This is a genomic window from Vibrio limimangrovi (assembly GCF_054064025.1).
Map to the genome: position 1 here is coordinate 70,044 of NZ_JBSUGF010000011.1, position 18,340 is coordinate 88,383.

13 protein-coding genes are annotated in these 18,340 nt (G+C 45.6%); 7 read left to right on the top strand and 6 right to left on the bottom strand.

Going from position 1 to position 18,340, the window contains the following annotated elements:
• Positions 1-21 precede the first annotated feature (21 nt).
• Entirely contained in the window at positions 22-2,367 is a 2,346-nt protein-coding gene (gene lptD, locus ACWYU8_RS15725) for an LPS assembly protein LptD (protein ID WP_457520673.1), read from the bottom strand.
• A 315-nt stretch (positions 2,368-2,682) separates the two neighbouring features.
• On the opposite strand from lptD, the gene djlA reads away from it, so the two are divergent.
• The gene (djlA, locus tag ACWYU8_RS15730) at positions 2,683-3,543 is read left to right on the top strand and encodes a co-chaperone DjlA (RefSeq protein ID WP_457520675.1); all 861 of its coding nucleotides are present in this window, start codon (positions 2,683-2,685) and stop codon (positions 3,541-3,543) included.
• A 109-nt stretch (positions 3,544-3,652) separates the two neighbouring features.
• Here djlA and ACWYU8_RS15735 read toward each other — a convergent pair whose 3' ends face one another.
• From ACWYU8_RS15735 to leuA, 5 genes are all read right to left on the bottom strand, one after another.
• The gene (locus ACWYU8_RS15735; protein ID WP_457520677.1) at positions 3,653-4,435 is read right to left on the bottom strand and encodes a DUF547 domain-containing protein; all 783 of its coding nucleotides are present in this window, start codon (positions 4,433-4,435) and stop codon (positions 3,653-3,655) included.
• A 344-nt stretch (positions 4,436-4,779) separates the two neighbouring features.
• The gene (gene leuD, locus ACWYU8_RS15740; protein WP_457520678.1) at positions 4,780-5,382 is read right to left on the bottom strand and encodes a 3-isopropylmalate dehydratase small subunit; all 603 of its coding nucleotides are present in this window, start codon (positions 5,380-5,382) and stop codon (positions 4,780-4,782) included.
• An 11-nt stretch (positions 5,383-5,393) separates the two neighbouring features.
• Positions 5,394-6,794 (bottom strand): 3-isopropylmalate dehydratase large subunit, encoded by a 1,401-nt coding sequence (leuC, locus tag ACWYU8_RS15745; RefSeq protein WP_457520679.1) that lies wholly within the window; start codon positions 6,792-6,794, stop codon positions 5,394-5,396.
• A gap of 73 nt (positions 6,795-6,867) precedes the next feature.
• Positions 6,868-7,959 carry a 3-isopropylmalate dehydrogenase gene (leuB, locus tag ACWYU8_RS15750; RefSeq protein ID WP_457520681.1) on the bottom strand — a complete coding sequence of 364 codons (1,092 nt, stop codon included), beginning with the start codon at positions 7,957-7,959 and terminating at the stop codon, positions 6,868-6,870.
• Positions 7,960-8,034: 75 nt separating this feature from the next.
• Positions 8,035-9,582 (bottom strand): 2-isopropylmalate synthase, encoded by a 1,548-nt coding sequence (leuA, locus tag ACWYU8_RS15755; protein ID WP_457520682.1) that lies wholly within the window; start codon positions 9,580-9,582, stop codon positions 8,035-8,037.
• A 512-nt stretch (positions 9,583-10,094) separates the two neighbouring features.
• Here leuA and ACWYU8_RS15760 point away from each other — a divergent pair.
• The 6 genes from ACWYU8_RS15760 (at position 10,095) to ACWYU8_RS15785 (ending at position 18,339) form a co-directional block, all read left to right on the top strand.
• A complete protein-coding gene (locus tag ACWYU8_RS15760; protein ID WP_457520684.1) occupies positions 10,095-10,889 on the top strand; it encodes an SH3 domain-containing protein in 795 nt (264 codons plus the stop codon).
• 168 nt (positions 10,890-11,057) lie between these two features.
• Positions 11,058-11,606 (top strand): phosphatase PAP2 family protein, encoded by a 549-nt coding sequence (locus ACWYU8_RS15765; protein WP_457520686.1) that lies wholly within the window; start codon positions 11,058-11,060, stop codon positions 11,604-11,606.
• 3 nt (positions 11,607-11,609) lie between these two features.
• Complete coding sequence (locus tag ACWYU8_RS15770) at positions 11,610-12,656, top strand: MJ1255/VC2487 family glycosyltransferase (protein ID WP_457520687.1); 1,047 nt, start codon at positions 11,610-11,612, stop codon at positions 12,654-12,656.
• Between the two features lie 514 nt (positions 12,657-13,170).
• Positions 13,171-14,130, top strand: coding sequence for a LysR family transcriptional regulator CalR (gene calR, locus ACWYU8_RS15775; protein WP_457520856.1), 960 nt, complete (start codon positions 13,171-13,173; stop codon positions 14,128-14,130).
• 225 nt (positions 14,131-14,355) lie between these two features.
• A complete protein-coding gene (locus ACWYU8_RS15780) occupies positions 14,356-16,155 on the top strand; it encodes an AMP-dependent synthetase/ligase (RefSeq protein ID WP_457520688.1) in 1,800 nt (599 codons plus the stop codon).
• Positions 16,156-16,614: 459 nt separating this feature from the next.
• Positions 16,615-18,339 carry an acetolactate synthase 3 large subunit gene (locus ACWYU8_RS15785; RefSeq protein WP_457520690.1) on the top strand — a complete coding sequence of 575 codons (1,725 nt, stop codon included), beginning with the start codon at positions 16,615-16,617 and terminating at the stop codon, positions 18,337-18,339.
• The last annotated feature ends 1 nt before the right edge of the window (position 18,340 follow it).

Sequence of the window (18,340 nt, forward strand, 5' to 3'; positions counted from 1 at the left end):
AGTCTAAGACGCTTAATTCGCTTAATTGTTCAGATAGAATGGGCGGCCATATTTGATAGCGTTATCAGAGCCTTCCAATTCTTTTGCTGCCGTGCCAGTGGTTTGGTTGGTGGCAAAGCCTTGAATCCCAACATTCACACTAAAGTTGTTCTCGTATTCGGCGGAGGCGCCAGAGCTGCCAATCGTTTGGTCTTCCCAACCCAGCAGTTGGTTCGAATAGGTTAAACCGATATACCAACAATCAGATTGGTAACGTAAGCTCGCTAGCCACTCTAAATCATTGCTTTCATTAAGGTCGTAGTAGTATTGACCACTGGCAGACCAGTTCGGGTTAAATTCGTATGCCGCAACCAGACCTGCCTGAGAAATACCTTTACGAGTAATGGTGTCAAGGTTCTCGACAATGATCGTGTCTTCAATGTACTCACGGGTAACGTAACGGTAGTTACTCTGAATAAAGCCACCATTAAACTGGTACTCAAGGGTACTGTTAGCAAGCTGCATCGCACTCAGGTCGATATCGTATTGGAGACCGCCATGATAGAACAAATAATCGTTGAAATTAAAGTCAGCTTCAATGGCCCATGAAGAGTAGTTTGAAGTCTCATCGGGTTCGGTCGGACTGTTGCTGAGCTTAGTCTTTTTATCGATGTAATAGATTTGACCGAATGAAATATTCAGACGCTCTTTGTAGTCATCATCAAAGAAACGAGTACTTGCACCGTAGCTTAACTGGTTAGCTGAGGCAATTTTATCGATACTGCTGTATTTACGGCTGCGGAATAGACCGTAGTAGTCGGTTTGTAGCAATGTCGTATCGTAGTTGTAGATGTTGGTTTGATCTTCTTTCGGTACGTACAAGTACTGAATTTGCGGTTCGAGAGTTTGCGTGTACCCTTCGATCCAGCTGGTATCTCGCTCCAGATAAATCTGTGCATTGGAACGGAACTCAGGAATGACTCGAGAAACTCGTTCATCGAGCTGCGTTTTCAAGTCGGAGTCGGTAAGACCGTCCAAGTCTTGTGAATAGTAGGTTGCCAGGACGCGAGCTTCCGTTGTCCAGGTTGACCAAGAGTTCGATAGCGGAACTTTAAAGCCTGGCTCTATATGGAAACGGGTTGCATCGGGTTTAGCCTTATCACGGGTTTCAAAGCGGCTGAGTTGAGTCTTTACGTCAAAGTTCAGGTAGTCACCCCAAACTGGCGTGTAGTAGTTTAACGCCAACTGAGGCATCACGCGGTAGGGCTTGTTTTCTTCTTCCAGCAGGATTTGGAAGTCACGAACTGAAAGTGAGGCATCCCAGAAGTCCGAGCGGTATTTTATTTCCCCTTCCTGCATCAGTTGACCGTCTTCACGGTTACCGATATCAGAGTCGAGATCCAGAAAGTAATCGATATCGCTCACTTCTGAGTAATCGATATCGACGACCCAGTTCTTATCGATAATACCTTCATGCGTATATTGGTAACCCCAGCGCGATTTATCATTATACTTTCGGTCGGAATTCAAGTATTCGCCTTTGATTTCGCCTTCTCCCCAACCATCGGTTAGATAACGGAAATCCGTATCGAGCTTAGTACCACGTTGTTGCATGTAGAGTGTGGTGAGGGTCATGTCGTATTGAGGTGCGATGTTCCAGTAAAATGGCACCTCAATTTCCATACCGTCGCTAGAACCGTACGACAATGAAGGGAAAAGGAGACCAGTCTTACGTGTATCGCCAATCGGCATGGTCAGGTAAGGGACATAGAAGATAGGAACGTCTAAAACCTCAAATCGAGGATGATGCAGTGTCGCGGTTTCCTCATCTTGGTCTATGTCAATGCCGGAAGCCACCAGACGCCACGAATTATCTCCCTGAGGACAGGATGTAATAGAACCGTCTTCCAATTCGTAAATCGACTGGCCTGTGCGCGCGATGTATGCCGCCGTTCCTCGACCTTGTTGGCAAAGAAAATGGTAATCGGTGTTTTCGAGCGAAAATGTGTCTTGATCAATATCACTGGTCACGCGATCAGAGCGGGCTTCTACATTGCCGTCATTGAAAGTCACGTTACCTTCAGCGACCACAACATTGTCTTGTTGGTGTAGGGTTACGCTATCGGCTGTGATCTTCTTTTTACCTTGCGTGACTTGTACGTTACCAGAGTATTGTGCTTTATCGCCACTAACGGCTTGCAGTTTGTCGGCTTCGACTACTACTGGTGCATTAAGTGAGTCCTCCTCACCACTTGTTTCGACCAGACATTGATCTGTGGTGGGCATTTCCTGCACACTATCATTGATATTCGCGTCAGCTTGAGTAGTCGGTACAAACAAGGCGGTGCAGATAGAGGCCGCTAAAAATGTGCGGGAGAAATGTTGCATTGAATCGAACTTTCCTGTGTCACTGTTATACCAATCGTAGTGATTAACTTCACTTACTGACTGTGATTGGTATTACTCGATGGCTATGGGCTTGTTGTACCCTAGCGTAATAGCCAAATGAATCAACTACTATTGTTGCTTTTATCCCAGCGTATTGAATTGCTGTGGCATAATGCTGACAAAATAGCTGCAAAGATAGGCAGGCGAAATGGCCTAGCCGAAATAAAACTAATTCCATTATCATAAAGGAAATCGATGCGTCCGGCACTATAAGACCGCCGTCGTCGATAAAAATTCATTGATAGAGAACACATAATGCATATTTTTGGCAAAATTCTGGGTGCCTTTTTTGGCTTGTTACTTGGTGGGCCGCTAGGTCTGCTGTTTGGCTTATTTATTGGTCATCAATTTGATAAAGCGCGACGCTTGAGCCAGGCGGGTTTCTCTACTGGCGGGTTCGGTAAAGGGCCGAGTCAGGCGCAGCGTCAGGAAGAATTTTTCAAAGCAGCCTTTGCTGTGATGGGACATGTGGCAAAGTCGAAAGGTCAGGTCACCAAAGAAGAGATTCAACTGGCGTCAGCGATGATGGATCGTATGAACCTGCATGGTGAACAGCGCCGCGCAGCACAAGAAGCGTTTCGTGACGGTAAGGAAAGTGATTTCCCGCTTGAAGAGGTGTTGGTTCGGGTAAAAATTTCCACCGCCGGGCGTTTCGACTTGCTGCAATTTTTCTTGGAATTGCAAATATCAGCCGCATTTGCTGATGGTGAAATTCACCCAAGTGAGCGTAATGTACTGCACAAAATCGCTCGCGCACTAGGTTTTTCTTCTGAACAGCTAGAGCGTCGCTTACACATGCAAGAAGCGGCATTTCGTTTCCAGCATCAGGGCGGTTTCCACGGTCAGCATCAAGGGCATTACCAGTCGTCTGGAGCAGGGTGGCAGCAAGCGTCTCAGGCCGATCAGTTAGCGGATGCATATAAAATCCTCGATGTTTCAGCAGAAGCGGACAGTAAAACGGTTAAGCGTGCATACCGTAAGCTGATGAACGAACACCACCCAGATAAGTTGATGGCCAAAGGTTTGCCGCCAGAGATGATGAACGTGGCCAAAGAGAAATCACAAGAAATTCAAAATGCCTATGACCTGATTAAGAAGGTCAAAGGTTTTAAGTAATCGCGCTTTTCTATCAACGATGAAATTCAAATAGGGCACTCGGTGCCCTTTTTTAGCTTTTGGGTTACGGGTAACCTAAAGCCCCTCACGCTGATCGTTATCGGTGAAATCAGTTAGCTTGATTCAAGCTCCAGTCGTAGTCGTATTTCACCCGACCAGAAAAGCTATTGTACTGAGGTGCGTATTGTCTGATGTGGTTAAACACTTCTGTCTCGCCGCCAAAATCAACCGCAAACCAATCGTAGATAGACGAGATTCGCGCCGTACCACCTTCGATAGAGACGCCTTTCTTACTGTTAATAAATGCTTTTGCTGCATTTTCTAGCAAAGTCTGAGTATTGTCGGCGGTAAACGCCCGAGCTTGTAGATTCGGACACCCCAAGCTTGCACAGTTAACTGCGTAATGGGTTCTCGGGTCTTGCCAGATTGGCCGCAGAATCCGGTGCTCGATATCATTCAGGGTCAGCTTTTTACCGTTAATCACAACTGCATCCTCATCCCATGGCCCAAAATTAAACAGCCCGCCTAACTTGGTAATGGATTTGATCGGGTAATTATCCAGAATCAAATCCACCGTGATCGCATTGTAGAGGTTCACCCAGTAAGCGTATTGCTCGGCTTTGCGGTAGTGCAGAGGATTGAGGCTCGCGAGGCGCTGAATGTATTTCTTCAGCTTGGTTTTATCTCCTGCTGAGACTTTGCTGTAGCGAAATAGCGTGTTTTCACCATCGGCAATAAGATAGCTGTCGAGTAACTGTTGCCACTCTTGATGGGAAATTTGTGTTGGGCTGGCTTCGTTAGAGTGGTTCCAGTATGGCCACAGGTCGGCTTTAGGTGCGGAATAGACGGAAAAGGAGAGTAGGGCACACAATAACAATAAGCAACGATTCATAGAGATACCTGCGGAGAAACTTTTTGATGTTAGTGTAGACCGGTTTAGTGTTTGTTTTCTTTCTGTAATCGGTTATCTGCAGCCTTTATTCGCCGTCATTCCGAGGAGCCTAAGCGACATCAGGAATCTAATACACACAAACTCTAGAGTAAAGATAGTATGAATGTGTACTGCGTACTCTGGCAGTAGATCCTGAATCACGCTCCTTCGTTGCTGTTCAGGATGACGAATTTCAACCGACGCGTTCTATATTCCGTAAGCAAAGCGCTCTGAAATCAGTTACCTAAAAATTAAAAAGGCTGACAAAAATGTCAGCCTTTTGCTTGTCGATTGAATAAATCGTCTTAGCGCAGGAAGCTCGGGATATTCGCTTCAAACTCTGCAATTTTATCTTCGTGTTGAAGCGTCAAGCCGATGTTGTCCAGGCCATTCAGCAAGCAGTGACGACGGAACTCATCGATTTCGAAGTCATACTCTTTACCGTTAGCGCGAACTTTCAGTGCTTCCAGATCGACTTCAATCTCCGCACCTTCATTAGCTTCAACGTATTGGAACAGCTCATCAACTTCTTGCTCAGTCAGACGTACTGGCACCATTTGGTTGTTGATTGAGTTACCGTAGAAAATGTCCGCAAAGCTTGGCGCGATCATCGCTTTAATGCCGTAATCAGCCAAAGCCCAAGGCGCGTGCTCACGAGAAGAACCACAGCCGAAGTTTTCACGCGCAAGCAGGATTGAAGCGCCCTTATAACGAGGTGCGTTCATCACAAACTCTGGATTTGGCTGCTCGCCTGCATCATCAAGGAAACGCCAGTCATGGAACAGGTGCTTACCAAAACCTAAGCGAGACACTTTTTGTAGGAACTGCTTTGGTATGATGGCATCAGTATCAACGTTCGCTGCATCTAGAGGAACAGCTAAGCCTTTGTGTTGTTTAAAACCTGACATCTGTTCTCTCCTTAATCTAGTTCACGAATATCAACAAAGTGACCAGCGATAGCTGCCGCTGCAGCCATTGCAGGGCTAACCAAGTGGGTGCGGCCATCACGGCCTTGACGACCTTCAAAGTTACGGTTTGAAGTAGATGCACAACGCTCCTGAGGACCTAAGCGGTCGTTGTTCATCGCCAGACACATAGAACAACCTGGCAGACGCCATTCAAAGCCTGCTTCTTTAAAGATCACATCTAAGCCTTCCGCTTCCGCTTGCGCTTTCACTTGCTCAGATCCCGGTACGATTAGAGCCTGAACGTGTGGCGCGACTTTACGGCCTTTCGCGACTGCTGCTGCTGCGCGCATGTCTTCGATACGTGAGTTAGTACAAGAGCCGACAAACACTTTGTCGACTTGGTAATCAGACAGTGATTTACCCGCTTCAAGTCCCATGTAAGCCAGAGCTTTCGCTGCAGACGCTTTTTCGATTGGGTCAGTGAAGCTCTCTGGAGAAGGAATTGGTTGGTCAACCGCGATAACCTGACCTGGGTTAGTACCCCAAGTTACTTGTGGTTTGATGTCAGCAGCGTTAAGCGTTACTACAGCATCAAACTCAGCATCAGCGTCAGTTTTTAGCGTCTTCCAGTATTCTACGGCTGCGTCAAAATCAGCGCCTTGTGGCGAGAATTTACGACCTTTGATGTATTCGAAGGTAGTCTCATCCGGTGCAATTAAGCCTGCTTTAGCACCTAACTCGATGGCCATGTTACACACGGTCATACGGCCTTCCATTGAAAGGTCAGTGATCGCTTCGCCGCAGAATTCAACTACGTAGCCTGTACCGCCTGCTGCTGTGGTTTTGCCGATAATCGCAAGCACGATATCTTTTGCAGTAATGCCCGGTGCTACTTTACCTTTAACTTCGATCTTCATCTTTTTAGCACGTGCTTGTTTTAGCGTTTGAGTTGCTAGTACGTGCTCAACTTCAGATGTACCGATACCAAAAGCTAGTGAGCCAAATGCACCGTGAGTTGCGGTATGAGAATCACCACAAACGATGGTCATGCCCGGTAGAGTAATACCTAGCTCTGGGCCCATAACGTGTACGATGCCCTGATATTTGTGGTTGATGTCGAAAAGTGTAACGCCGAATTCTTCACAGTTTTTCGATAGCGTTTCCATCTGGATACGCGCCATCTCACCAGAAGCATTGATGTCTTTGGTCGTTGTTGAAACGTTGTGGTCCATCGTGGCGAACGTTTTGCTCACTTGACGCACTTGACGACCTTTTTCACGCAAACCATCAAATGCCTGTGGAGACGTTACTTCGTGTACCAAATGACGGTCAATATAAAGAATCGGGGTTTCCCCTTCTGCTGCGACTGCCACGTGTGCGTCGTAGACTTTTTCGTATAGTGTTTTGCCCATTATCACTAATCCTGTGTGTAGCACCTGACAACGGCTCATCAGGTGCGAATAATTATTATCAAGCTGGTTTGCGTTATGAGTTCAAGATGTACTCAGCGATCTTGTCACCCATCTCTGAAGTGCTCAGTGCCGGGTTGTTGCTTGCCAAGTCAGCAGTCAGCTCGCCAGCAGACAGTGCTTTGGATACTGCTGATTCGATATCTTGCGCTGCGGTTTCTTCACCAAGGCTGTAACGCAGCATAAGCGCTGCAGACAGGATCTGTGCCACTGGGTTTGCGATGTTCTTACCTGCGATATCTGGTGCACTGCCGCCAGCTGGCTCGTACAGACCAAATTTGCTTTCGTTAAGGCTCGCAGAAGGTAGCATGCCCATAGAGCCCGTGATCATCGCACACTCATCTGAGATGATGTCGCCGAAGATGTTTGAACACAGCATCACGTCGAACTGTGCTGGATCTTTGATTAACTGCATGGTCGCGTTGTCGATGTACATGTGAGACAGCTCGACATCCGGGTAGTCTTTTGCGATCTCTTCTACCACTTCGCGCCATAGGATAGAGCTCTGTAGAACGTTCGCTTTGTCGATTGAGCACACTTTTTTACGGCGTAGTCGTGCAGACTCAAAGGCAATTTTAGCGATACGTTCGATCTCAAAGCGGTGGTAAACCTCAGTATCAAACGCTTTCTCTGTCGCGCCTTCACCTTCACGACCTTTTGGCTGGCCAAAGTAGATGCCGCCAGTCAGTTCACGAACAACGACGATATCAAAGCCACGCTCAGAAATGTCAGCACGCAGTGGAGAGAACGCTTCCAGGCCACTATGAATTTGAGCCGGACGTAGGTTACAGAACAGTTGGAAATGTTTGCGAAGTGGAAGCAAAGCCCCGCGCTCTGGTTGATCGTTTGGTGGTAAATGTTCCCATTTTGGACCACCGACTGAGCCAAATAGGACCGCATCAGACTCTTCACACGCTTTTACCGTACTTTCAGGAAGTGGACAGCCGTGATTATCGATAGCAATACCGCCAACATCATGCTCTTCGCGCTCAAAGACGATATTGTGCTTTTTCTCGATAGCATCAAGCACTTTATGCGCTTGAGCCATCACTTCCGGGCCAATACCGTCACCAGGTAGAACGGCAATTTTGTATGATTTGTCTGTCATGTTAATCCTTTGATATTGTAATTTTTAGCTTAATTTTAAAACGAAGTTATTCTGTCCAGAGTCCGGGAGCTTCGTTTAAACGGTAGCGATTTTCTTTTGCTTAATTTCTGCAATCTTGTCTGCGCGGTGAATGCTGTTGATCACGTGAAGCAGAGCCTGACCGGACGCTTCAACGATGTCAGTCGAAACTCCTGTTCCATGGTATTTACGGCCTTTGTAGTTGGCGATGATGTCTGCCTGACCCAAGCCATCTTCACCTTCACCTTTTGCTGTCAGGTCGAACTTGTCTAGCACGATCTCGTAACCTGTCACGCGGTAGATACATTGGTATAGCGCATCTACTGGGCCATTACCGACAGCCGCTTCACACAATTCTTCATCACCGCATTGCATCTTAATGCTGGTGGTCGCCATCACGCTGCCAGATTGTACGCTTAAATAGTTCAATTTGTAGAAGTCATCTTCTTCACGCAAGTTAGAGAAGTGCATCAGAGCTTCTAGATCGTAATCGAACACTTGACCTTTGCGGTCTGCCAGTTTCAAGAAGTCTGCGTAAAGCGCATCTAGATTGTACTCTTCTTCTTTATAGCCCATGGTTTCCATGTGGCTCTTCACAGCAGCACGTCCACTACGGCTAGTTAGGTTTAGCGCCTGGTTTTTAAGACCAATTGACTCAGGAGTCATGATCTCGTAAGTGTTCTTGTTCTTCAACATACCATCTTGGTGAATACCTGAAGAGTGGCTAAATGCGTTGGCACCAACGATCGCTTTATTGCTCTGAATTGGCATGTTACATAGCTGACTCACCAATTTGCTGGTGCGATGGATTTCATCATGCTTAATACCAGTATTCACGCCTAATAGCTCTTGACGCGTTTTGATGATCATCGCGATTTCTTCTAACGAACAGTTACCCGCACGCTCACCAATACCGTTGATTGTCCCTTCTACCTGACGAGCACCAGCTTGAACAGCAGCGATAGAGTTAGCCACTGACATACCCAAATCATCGTGGCAGTGCACAGAGATAACGGCTTTATCGATGTTAGGCACACGATTGAACAGGGTTTGGATGATTCCGCCAAACTCACTTGGTACGGTGTAGCCAACAGTATCAGGAATGTTAACCGTGGTCGCACCTGCGTTGATTGCAGCTTCCACCATACGACATAGGTTATCGATTGGCGTACGGCCTGCATCTTCACAAGAAAACTCGACATCGTCTGTGTATTTACGAGCATGTTTGACTGCATTTACCGCCATTTCTAAAACGTCATCATAGGTACGGCGCAGTTTATCTTGAACGTGGATGGTGGAAGTAGCCAGGAAGGTATGAATTCGGAAAGCATCCGCTACTTTTAACGCCTCAGCAGCAGCATCGATATCTTTCGCAACGGCACGCGAAAGGGCACAAACTCGGCTGTTTTTAATGTGTTTTGCAATAGTTTGTACCGACTCGAAATCACCCGGAGAAGAAATTGGGAAACCCGCTTCGATAACATCAACACCCAGCCTTTCCAGCGCATAGGCAATTTGCAGTTTTTCTTTAACCGTCAAGCTTGCTGACAACGCTTGCTCGCCATCACGCAAGGTGGTGTCGAATATTATGACTTGATCGTTCATGTTTGCTTCCTTAATGATTTCTGCACTTTCGCGCTAGTTAATCGTTTACTTCCGGTATTTAGATATAAAAAAACCCGCATTCACATGCGGGTTCTTAGAATTTGGTGTGGTTATTTTTCTTCCACAGCCTACCCGCGCGAACTGGTCACGATCAGGAGGAGGCTAAGCAGGATAGAAAAATGAGCTGACATAGTTGTTAAGCTTTCCACAAAATTAAGTTAAACAAATTAGTACCGCACTCCTTCAACCGCGTCAACCCTAAAGTCGATTTTTTATTCTTATCGGATGAGTCTTTCGCTGCGGATATCTCCTAATCTGGAAAAAGCGGAAGATCAATTTTAACAAAGCTGAACACTCGATAGAGATCAAATGTTCACCCGACGGAAAGGAAAATAGGGGATCACGATTGCAAGCTACCCAGTGAAAGATTGATTTGTTGATTAAGAATCGATAGAGATAGAGTTGATAGTCTAGTGTTTTCACTGGGCGAAGAACACAAAAGGTAAAGATTAATGGCTATAGCAAAACAAATGGGACGTTCAGCGCTAGCATTCACATTGATCAGCTTATCCGGTTGTCAGCTGTTTCAATCTCGAAGTGAGACAACCATCGCACCATTCCTTGCGAATGATCATGCTCAGATTGTTGCGTTGATCCGTGATCAAATGGATATGTATTTGAGTTATGAAGGTCGAGCATCCTTTTTAAATCAAATGTTAGTGGCTTTGGAGTCGGATACCCGGGACAGATTTAAAGGAAAAGATCCCGATACTTATGTGTGGTGGAATATTCAGGTTCAACCCAATGAATGGCATCAGGCTGAGGTTATTAGACTCAAGGAAGAGGGAGTAGAGACTTACAATAAATTAGAGTTTATCGATGTGCCTTATCGATCGAAAGCGGCGATTCACTTGCGCTCAAAACCGAGTTTGGACGGAGAAGCGCTCAGTTTGATCAATAAAGGTGACGTATTCAATGTAATCGCTCAAGCTTCTGATGTGCCTTGGTTTGTTATCGAGAATAAGGGTGTAATTAAAGGCTATATGCAGAAAGATTATGCACGCAGTAATGTGGGAGAGCGGGACATCTTGTCTACGCCACCAAGCTTATTGTTGAAGCAGTCCGAAGTCGTTAAACACAGCGATGGCAATAGTTACAATCTCACCGGAAGCTACACCTGTCGCTTGCTTAGTTACGAGCTGAGTAAAGACGGGGAGTTTACCTCTGGTTCATTCCGGGCATGCCGTAAGCAAAGAAATATCTGGTACATCGACGCGTCACGACCTCAGAACGCAGATACCTTCTAAATTTTCTTAGCGTCTAATGTGTCACTTTTCCATTACCCGGCTGATCTAAGCTGGGTAAATCTCATCAAATTTACTCCTGTCATTAATTGTCCAACTTCCCGTCATGTAGTTGTCACTAAAAACGCCTAGTTTGCAGATAAAGGCGTTGTCAAAGTGAGGGAAGATCTTATGAGAACGATAGAGACGATTACTCAGCCAATTGCAACCATCGCTAAGTTTGATTTAGCCCTTTCTAGCGTTTGTCTTCAGCACCGTTTTAACCAGCAAGTTGCCAATGTTAGTAAAGGGATTTCGCACAGTGGTGATGGCCACCTATATCTGGTTCTCGGCTTATTGGCCTGGTATTTAGATACCGAGTATGGAGTCTGGTTCCTGCTCACAGGGTTATTGGCCTTTGCTATTGAGTTACCCATTTACTGGATGTTGAAAAACAGTTTTAAGCGTCGTCGTCCTGAGGAACTGAGCGCATTATTACCCGCTTTTATTACCCCTTCTGATCGCTACAGTTTACCGTCAGGACATACTTCAGCTGCATTTTTAATGGCCACTCTTATCGAACATTTTTATCCAGAGATAGGTTCGGCCGCGTTTTTATGGGCAAGTCTGATTGGAGCTGCGCGCATCTTTCTTGGGGTGCACTTTTTTACTGACATCATTATAGGTGCAGTGCTGGGCAGCCTTTGTGGTGGATTGGCGATTTCAATCATCGGAGTTTAATTGATGAAAATCCTATACGGTGTCCAAGGCACCGGAAATGGTCATATTGCTCGTGCCAGAGCGATGAGTAAAGCATTTGCGCAGCGAGATGTGCAGGTTGACTTCCTGTTTTCAGGACGAGACCCAGAAAAATACTTTTCGATGGAAGCCTTTGGTGATTATCAAACGCGCCGAGGGTTTACATTTGTCACCGAAAAGGGCTCGGTGAACTATACAAAAACGGCCTTGAGCAATAATCTGATTCAGTTTCTCAAAGAAGTGAATCAGATGGATCTCTCCTGTTATGATTTGCTGCTCAATGACTTTGAACCTGTGACGGCATGGGCTGCGCGCAAGCAAAACAAGCCGAGTATCGGAATCAGTCATCAGAATGCCTTTCGCTATCCGGTGCCATTAAAAGGCGCAAGTTGGCTGGATAAATCGGTGATTGAGCATTTTGCCCCATCTCAGCATCACCTTGGATTACATTGGTATCACTTTGATCAACCAATTCTGCCACCGATTATTCATACTCTGGAAAGTCAGGAGCAGAGTGATAACTTTGTATTGGTCTACCTGCCTTTCGAGTCCATTGAAGATATTGCGGATTTGCTGTTTCACTTTAATCAGCAGTCGTTCATCTGCTATCACCCTGATGTGATAGAACATGAAGTTATCGAGAATATAGAGCTACACCCTTTGTGTCATACCAACTTCCAGCATCACTTGCATCGTTGTAGCGGAGTGATTGCTAATGGCGGGTTTGAGTTACCTTCGGAGGCGTTGTCTCTCGGCAAGAAGTTGCTGCTCAAACCATTGGCTGGTCAATTTGAGCAGCAAAGTAATGTGGCGACACTGGAAGATTTAGGTCTTGCTACCTCAATGGACAGTTTGGATATTTCAACGGTTCGTTACTGGCTGAAGGAGCAGCAGGCGGAAAGTGTTAAGTATCCAGATGTCGCTCAAGCGATAGTGAATTGGGTGCTTCAAGGCGCTTGGGATTCGCAGGAAGAGCTATCCAGGCAATTGTGGGAGCAAGTCGATTTCCCAAGTTATGTCTCCAATATTTAGCCCCTCTCAGTCAATGCCGATGCAGTTATATGACAAGATGTAACTGCATTTTTATTCATATTTTATTCGGTTTGTATTTACTTGCCATTCCATTTTTTAGCATCATTCTGTTCAATCATATTGATGGATTTTCTCTGTCGATAGTGCACCTATTTTTAGGATGAATGCTTCTTTGCCTTGTATTTCGCTCGCCTCAAAACCTTTCCCTCCAACTAACTTAGTGGCGAATGAATGTTTTTATGTTTTTTTATGTTTTTATTAATTAACTGAAATTTAAGGACTAAATACTTGGTCAGCTAAAATTTACTGATTAAATATCAATCCGGTTGCGAAACTCTGATCAATTAGTTGATAGTACGGTTCGAGCCGGAATTATGCGGACGATAAATATAAGAAAAATTGGGTTATCTATTCGTGTAATGATTCGAATCCAGCCGCGTCTTTTGTACGAGATGGGATTCTATTCACAATGAATTCATTCAACCGATTTGCGATTACAAAAGAGGCGCACTCAATGTTAGAGAAGAAAGACGCAATGAGCGCAATTGCTAGCTACCGTATGGAAAGCACATTGCGTGGTGTAGATTTAAACCTGTTGACCGTATTTGATGCCGTGATGCAAGAGCAGAATATTACACGTGCTGCGCATAATTTAGGCATGTCTCAACCTGCGGTCAGCAATGCTGTGGCGCGACTAAAAGTGATGTTTAATGATGAACTCTTTATGCGTCAGGGTCGCGGTATTCAGCCTACACAGCGAGCTCGCCAACTATTTGGCCCTATCCGTCAAGCGCTGCAATTGATCCGCAACGAGTTGCCAAGTTCGGTCTTCCAGCCGGAATCTTCTACCCGTTTGTTCAAGCTGGCCATCTGTAGCCCATGTGATCTGCGTTTTGCGCCCAAGATTATGACGAAAGTGAACCAGCAGGCACCCAACGTTCATCTTCATTTAGATGCTGAATTTGATCGTCTGCTTTCCGAGCGCATGCGTTATCAAGAGATCGATTTTGTGATTGACTACGCTCGCTTCGATGAACAAGGTTTCTCAAGTACTGAAATCTTCAAAGATGAGCTGGTGGTGATTGCTTCTAAAACACACCCACGTGTTCAGGCTACTGTTAGTGCCGAGCAACTGGTTAACGAAAAACACGCGAAATTATCAAAAATTCACGGTCAGCGTAGTTTCTCTGAGCAGGCTTATCGTGAGCTTGATTGTCTGGCGTCATACGAAGGTACGAGTCTGAGCAACCTGCTTTATGTTGTGGGACAGTCCGAGCTGGTAACGATTGCTCCGCGCTGGATGGCTGAAAATGCCGTTAACAGTGATCAGCTGCAAATTCTGGATTTCCCATTTGCGAATAAGGAAATCAGTGGTTTCCTAAGCTGGCATGAGTCGAGTGAAAAAGACAAAGGCCATATTTGGTTACGTGATCAGTTAATGATGATATGTGGCGAAGTGCTTGCATCAAAATAAGTTGATGGCGAGTTGAATGATTAAGGCCCTGAGAGATGAGAATCTATCGGGGCTTTTTTATACGAGTAGCGAAATGGTAACCAAAATCGCCTAAAGTGAACGTTGTCAGTGATATTTGTCGCTAATTATGGATAAGTTTGATTCTCGTCAGTTGCGTTTTTGCACTCTGTGAGTACACTTGCTCGCTCAAATTAGCTTACATCTGTAAGCCAAAGGTAAGTAGACATGGCCAAGTTAGATTTTCATATCGTTAAACGTATTCGTGAACAAATTGCGAAAGGTGATACCCGCATAGCTCTTAAACATAAAGTGGGCAATGAATGGCAAGGTATTACTTGGCAGCAATTTGGGCAGCAAGTGGATAATTTATCGCTCGCACTTTTGGCTCAGGGATTGAGAGTTCAAGATAAGATCGGCATTTTCGCCAACAACATGCCGCAATGGACTATCGCTGATTTCGCCACGCTGCAATTGCGTGGTGTGACGGTTCCTATTTACCCCACGAATACGGCTGCTCAGTCGGCATATATTCTCGACAATGCAGACGTAAAGGTTCTGTTTGTGGGGGAGCAACCTCAATTTGATGCAGCGGTTAGTATTTTCGAGCAGTGCAGTCAGTTAGAATTGATTGTTGCTATGTCCGACGATATCCAGTTGGGAGCGCATGACTTTGCTATCTCCTGGAAAGACTTTGTTGCTAAAGGCACGATGAGTGATCAACAAGAGCTGGACACTCGTTTGGCACAGGCACGAGAAGATGACCTGCTGACGCTGATTTATACTTCGGGTACTACGGGTCAGCCGAAAGGTGTGATGCTCGATTACGCCAACATTGCAGCTCAGCTCGAAGGTCATGATCAGCGCTTAAGCCTGACAGAAGATGATGTCTCGCTGTGTTTCCTGCCACTTTCACATGTATTTGAGCGTGCATGGACCTTTTATGTCTTATATAAAGGCGCAACCAACTGCTACCTGCAAGAAACCAAGCAAGTGCGAGATGCGCTCAGTCAAGTTCGTCCAACGGTGATGTGTGCGGTACCTCGCTTCTACGAGAAGATCTTCTCTGCTATTCACGAGAAGGTGTCCCGCGCTCCGATCCATCGTAAGATCATGTTCACCTGGGCTGTGAACATGGGCGCGAAAATGGCCGTGTGTCACCAAGAAAAACGCAAGCCTTCATTAGTATTACGTAAATCTTATGCTCTGGCAGACAAGCTAGTGTTGAGTAAACTGCGCGCGTTGTTGGGTGGACGCATTAACTTCATGCCTTGTGGTGGCGCAAAGCTGGATGAGACGATTGGCCGATTCTTCCACGCTATTGGTATCAACGTAAAGCTGGGTTATGGCATGACAGAAACCACGGCGACCGTATCGTGCTGGGATGATAAGTGCTTCGATCCAGACTCGATTGGTATGTCGATGCCGGGCGCACAAGTGAAGATCGGACAAAACAACGAGATTTTGGTTCGCGGCCCGATGGTGATGCGTGGCTACTACAAAATGCCAGAAGAGACGCAAAATACGTTTGATGAGCACGGCTTCCTGAAGACCGGTGATGCGGGCCATATCGATGAAAACGGTAATCTCTTTATTACCGATCGCATCAAAGAGTTAATGAAAACGTCCGGTGGTAAGTACATTGCGCCACAAATGATCGAAGGAGCGATTGGTAAAGATCACTTTATTGAGCAGATTGCCGTTATCGCCGATACACGTAAATTTGTTTCGGCACTGATCGTCCCATGTTTTGACTCGCTGGAGGAGTACGCCAAAGAGCTGAACATTGCTTATCATGATCGTGTTGAATTGATTAAACACCATCAAGTGGTCGAGATGATCGAGAAGCGAGTCAATGAGCTACAGAAAGAGCTGGCTAAATTTGAACAAGTTAAGAAGTTCAAACTTTTGCCAAAAGCTTTTTCTATGGATGATGGTGAGCTGACGCCGACGCAAAAACTGCGTCGTAAAGTTATCAATGATAAATACCAGGATGAAATCGAAGAAATGTACAAGGAAAAGCATTAGATCTGCCAACTTAAACTCGATTAGATTTCAAATTGATGAAAAAATCCCCAGAGATGTCCAGTGCGTGTCTGGGGATTTTTCGTTTAGCCGCATTCCTTCTGTATTTTCATTCCATATAGGTGGATTTTTCCGTAATTATCGCGTTGCATATGAAATAATATTCTTTTTTTAACCAATACTATCTCTGATCATACTGTCTATTTTCGCTTCTCTGGCTGCTATCCCTTCTGAGGTGCTCATTCTTAGTATCATGCTAAAAAGTGAGATCTATGTCTCATTAGACCCGTTGATAATAAAACGTTACATTTGTTGGGTAACCTTGCGGGATGTTATTACGAACGCAAGACATAGCCGAAAACGTTGAAGTATTTCGATTAGGCTACGAATAAGCCCTAAACTATGTGAAACCAGACCAAACCGTTGACCTTACGGTGAGGAAACTGGGTAAGGAGAGCAATTATGACAGCAATGTTGTCAGGTGCAGAGATGGTTGTACAATCTCTGATCGAAGAGAATGTATCGCAGATCTTTGGTTACCCTGGCGGTTCCGTTCTAGATATCTACGACGCACTGCACGCCAAAACCGACCAAATTAAACACGTACTAGTCAGACATGAGCAGGCGGCAACGCATATGGCAGATGGCTATGCTCGCGCAACGGGTAAGCCGGGTGTCGTACTGGTATGTTCAGGTCCTGGCGCGACCAATACGATTACTGGTATTGCGACCGCTTATATGGATTCAATCCCAATGATCGTTATTTCAGGTAACGTACCGAACAACCTGATTGGTAACGACGCATTCCAGGAATGTGACATTGTTGGTGTATCTCGCCCAGTAGTAAAACACAGCTTTTTAGTAAAGAAAGCGGAAGACATCCCTGAAACCATCAAAAAAGCGTTCTACATTTCGACGACTGGTCGCCCTGGTCCAGTTGTGATTGATTTGCCAAAAGATGTGTTGAATCCGCAAATCAAGCTGCCTTATCAGTACCCTGAAAGCATTTCGATGCGTTCGTACAAGCCAACCACATCGGGTCATAAAGGCCAAATCAAGAAAGCGCTGAAAGCACTTCTTGAAGCGAAAAAACCAGTGCTTTATGTTGGTGGTGGCGCTGTGATTTCTGGAGCGCACGAACACATCCTTGAACTGGCGGACAAGCTTAACCTTCCTGTAGTGAGCACGTTGATGGGCTTAGGCGCATTCCCTGGCACACACAAAAACTCTCTGGGCATGTTGGGCATGCACGGTACTTACGAAGCCAATATGGCAATGCACGAAGCCGACTTAATCTTTGGTATTGGTGTTCGATTTGATGACCGTACGACCAATAATCTGGAAAAGTACTGCCCTAACGCTAAAGTAATGCATATTGATATCGACCCTTCGTCGATCTCTAAAAACGTTAAAGTGGATTTGCCAATCGTTGGCTCAGCTGAAAAAGTGCTGACCACTATGTTGGGTTTATTGGCTGAGCAAGAGCGTTCCAACGACGAAGAAGCCATTCAGGCTTGGTGGAATGATATTCAGGAGTGGCGTGATCGTCAGTGTCTGGCATATGAAACTTCTCCAGAAATTATTAAGCCTCAACAAGTTATTGAAACACTGCATAAATTGACCAATGGCGATGCGTACGTGGCATCTGACGTAGGTCAGCATCAGATGTTTGCAGCGCTCTACTACCCATTTAATAAACCGCGCCGTTGGATCAACTCGGGTGGTTTGGGCACGATGGGCTTTGGTCTTCCTGCTGGTTTGGGTGTTAAATTTGCGATGCCGGAAGAAGAAGTGGTCGTGGTCACTGGTGACGGTAGTATTCAGATGAACATTCAAGAGTTGTCGACTGCAATGCAGTACGACATCCCGGTGAAGATCATCAACCTGAACAACCGATTCTTAGGCATGGTAAAACAGTGGCAAGACATTATTTATCAAGGTCGTCACTCAAATTCATACATGAGTTCTGTTCCTGATTTTGCAGCTATCGCAGAAGCTTATGGTCACGTTGGTATTCGTATCGAAACGCCAGATCAGTTAGAAGCTGGTCTGCAAAAAGCACTTGATATGAAAGACCGCCTGGTGTTTGTCGATATTAACGTCGATGAAACTGAGCACGTTTACCCTATGCAGATTAAAGGTGAGGGTATGGACAAAATGTGGCTAAGCAAAACGGAGAGAACATAAT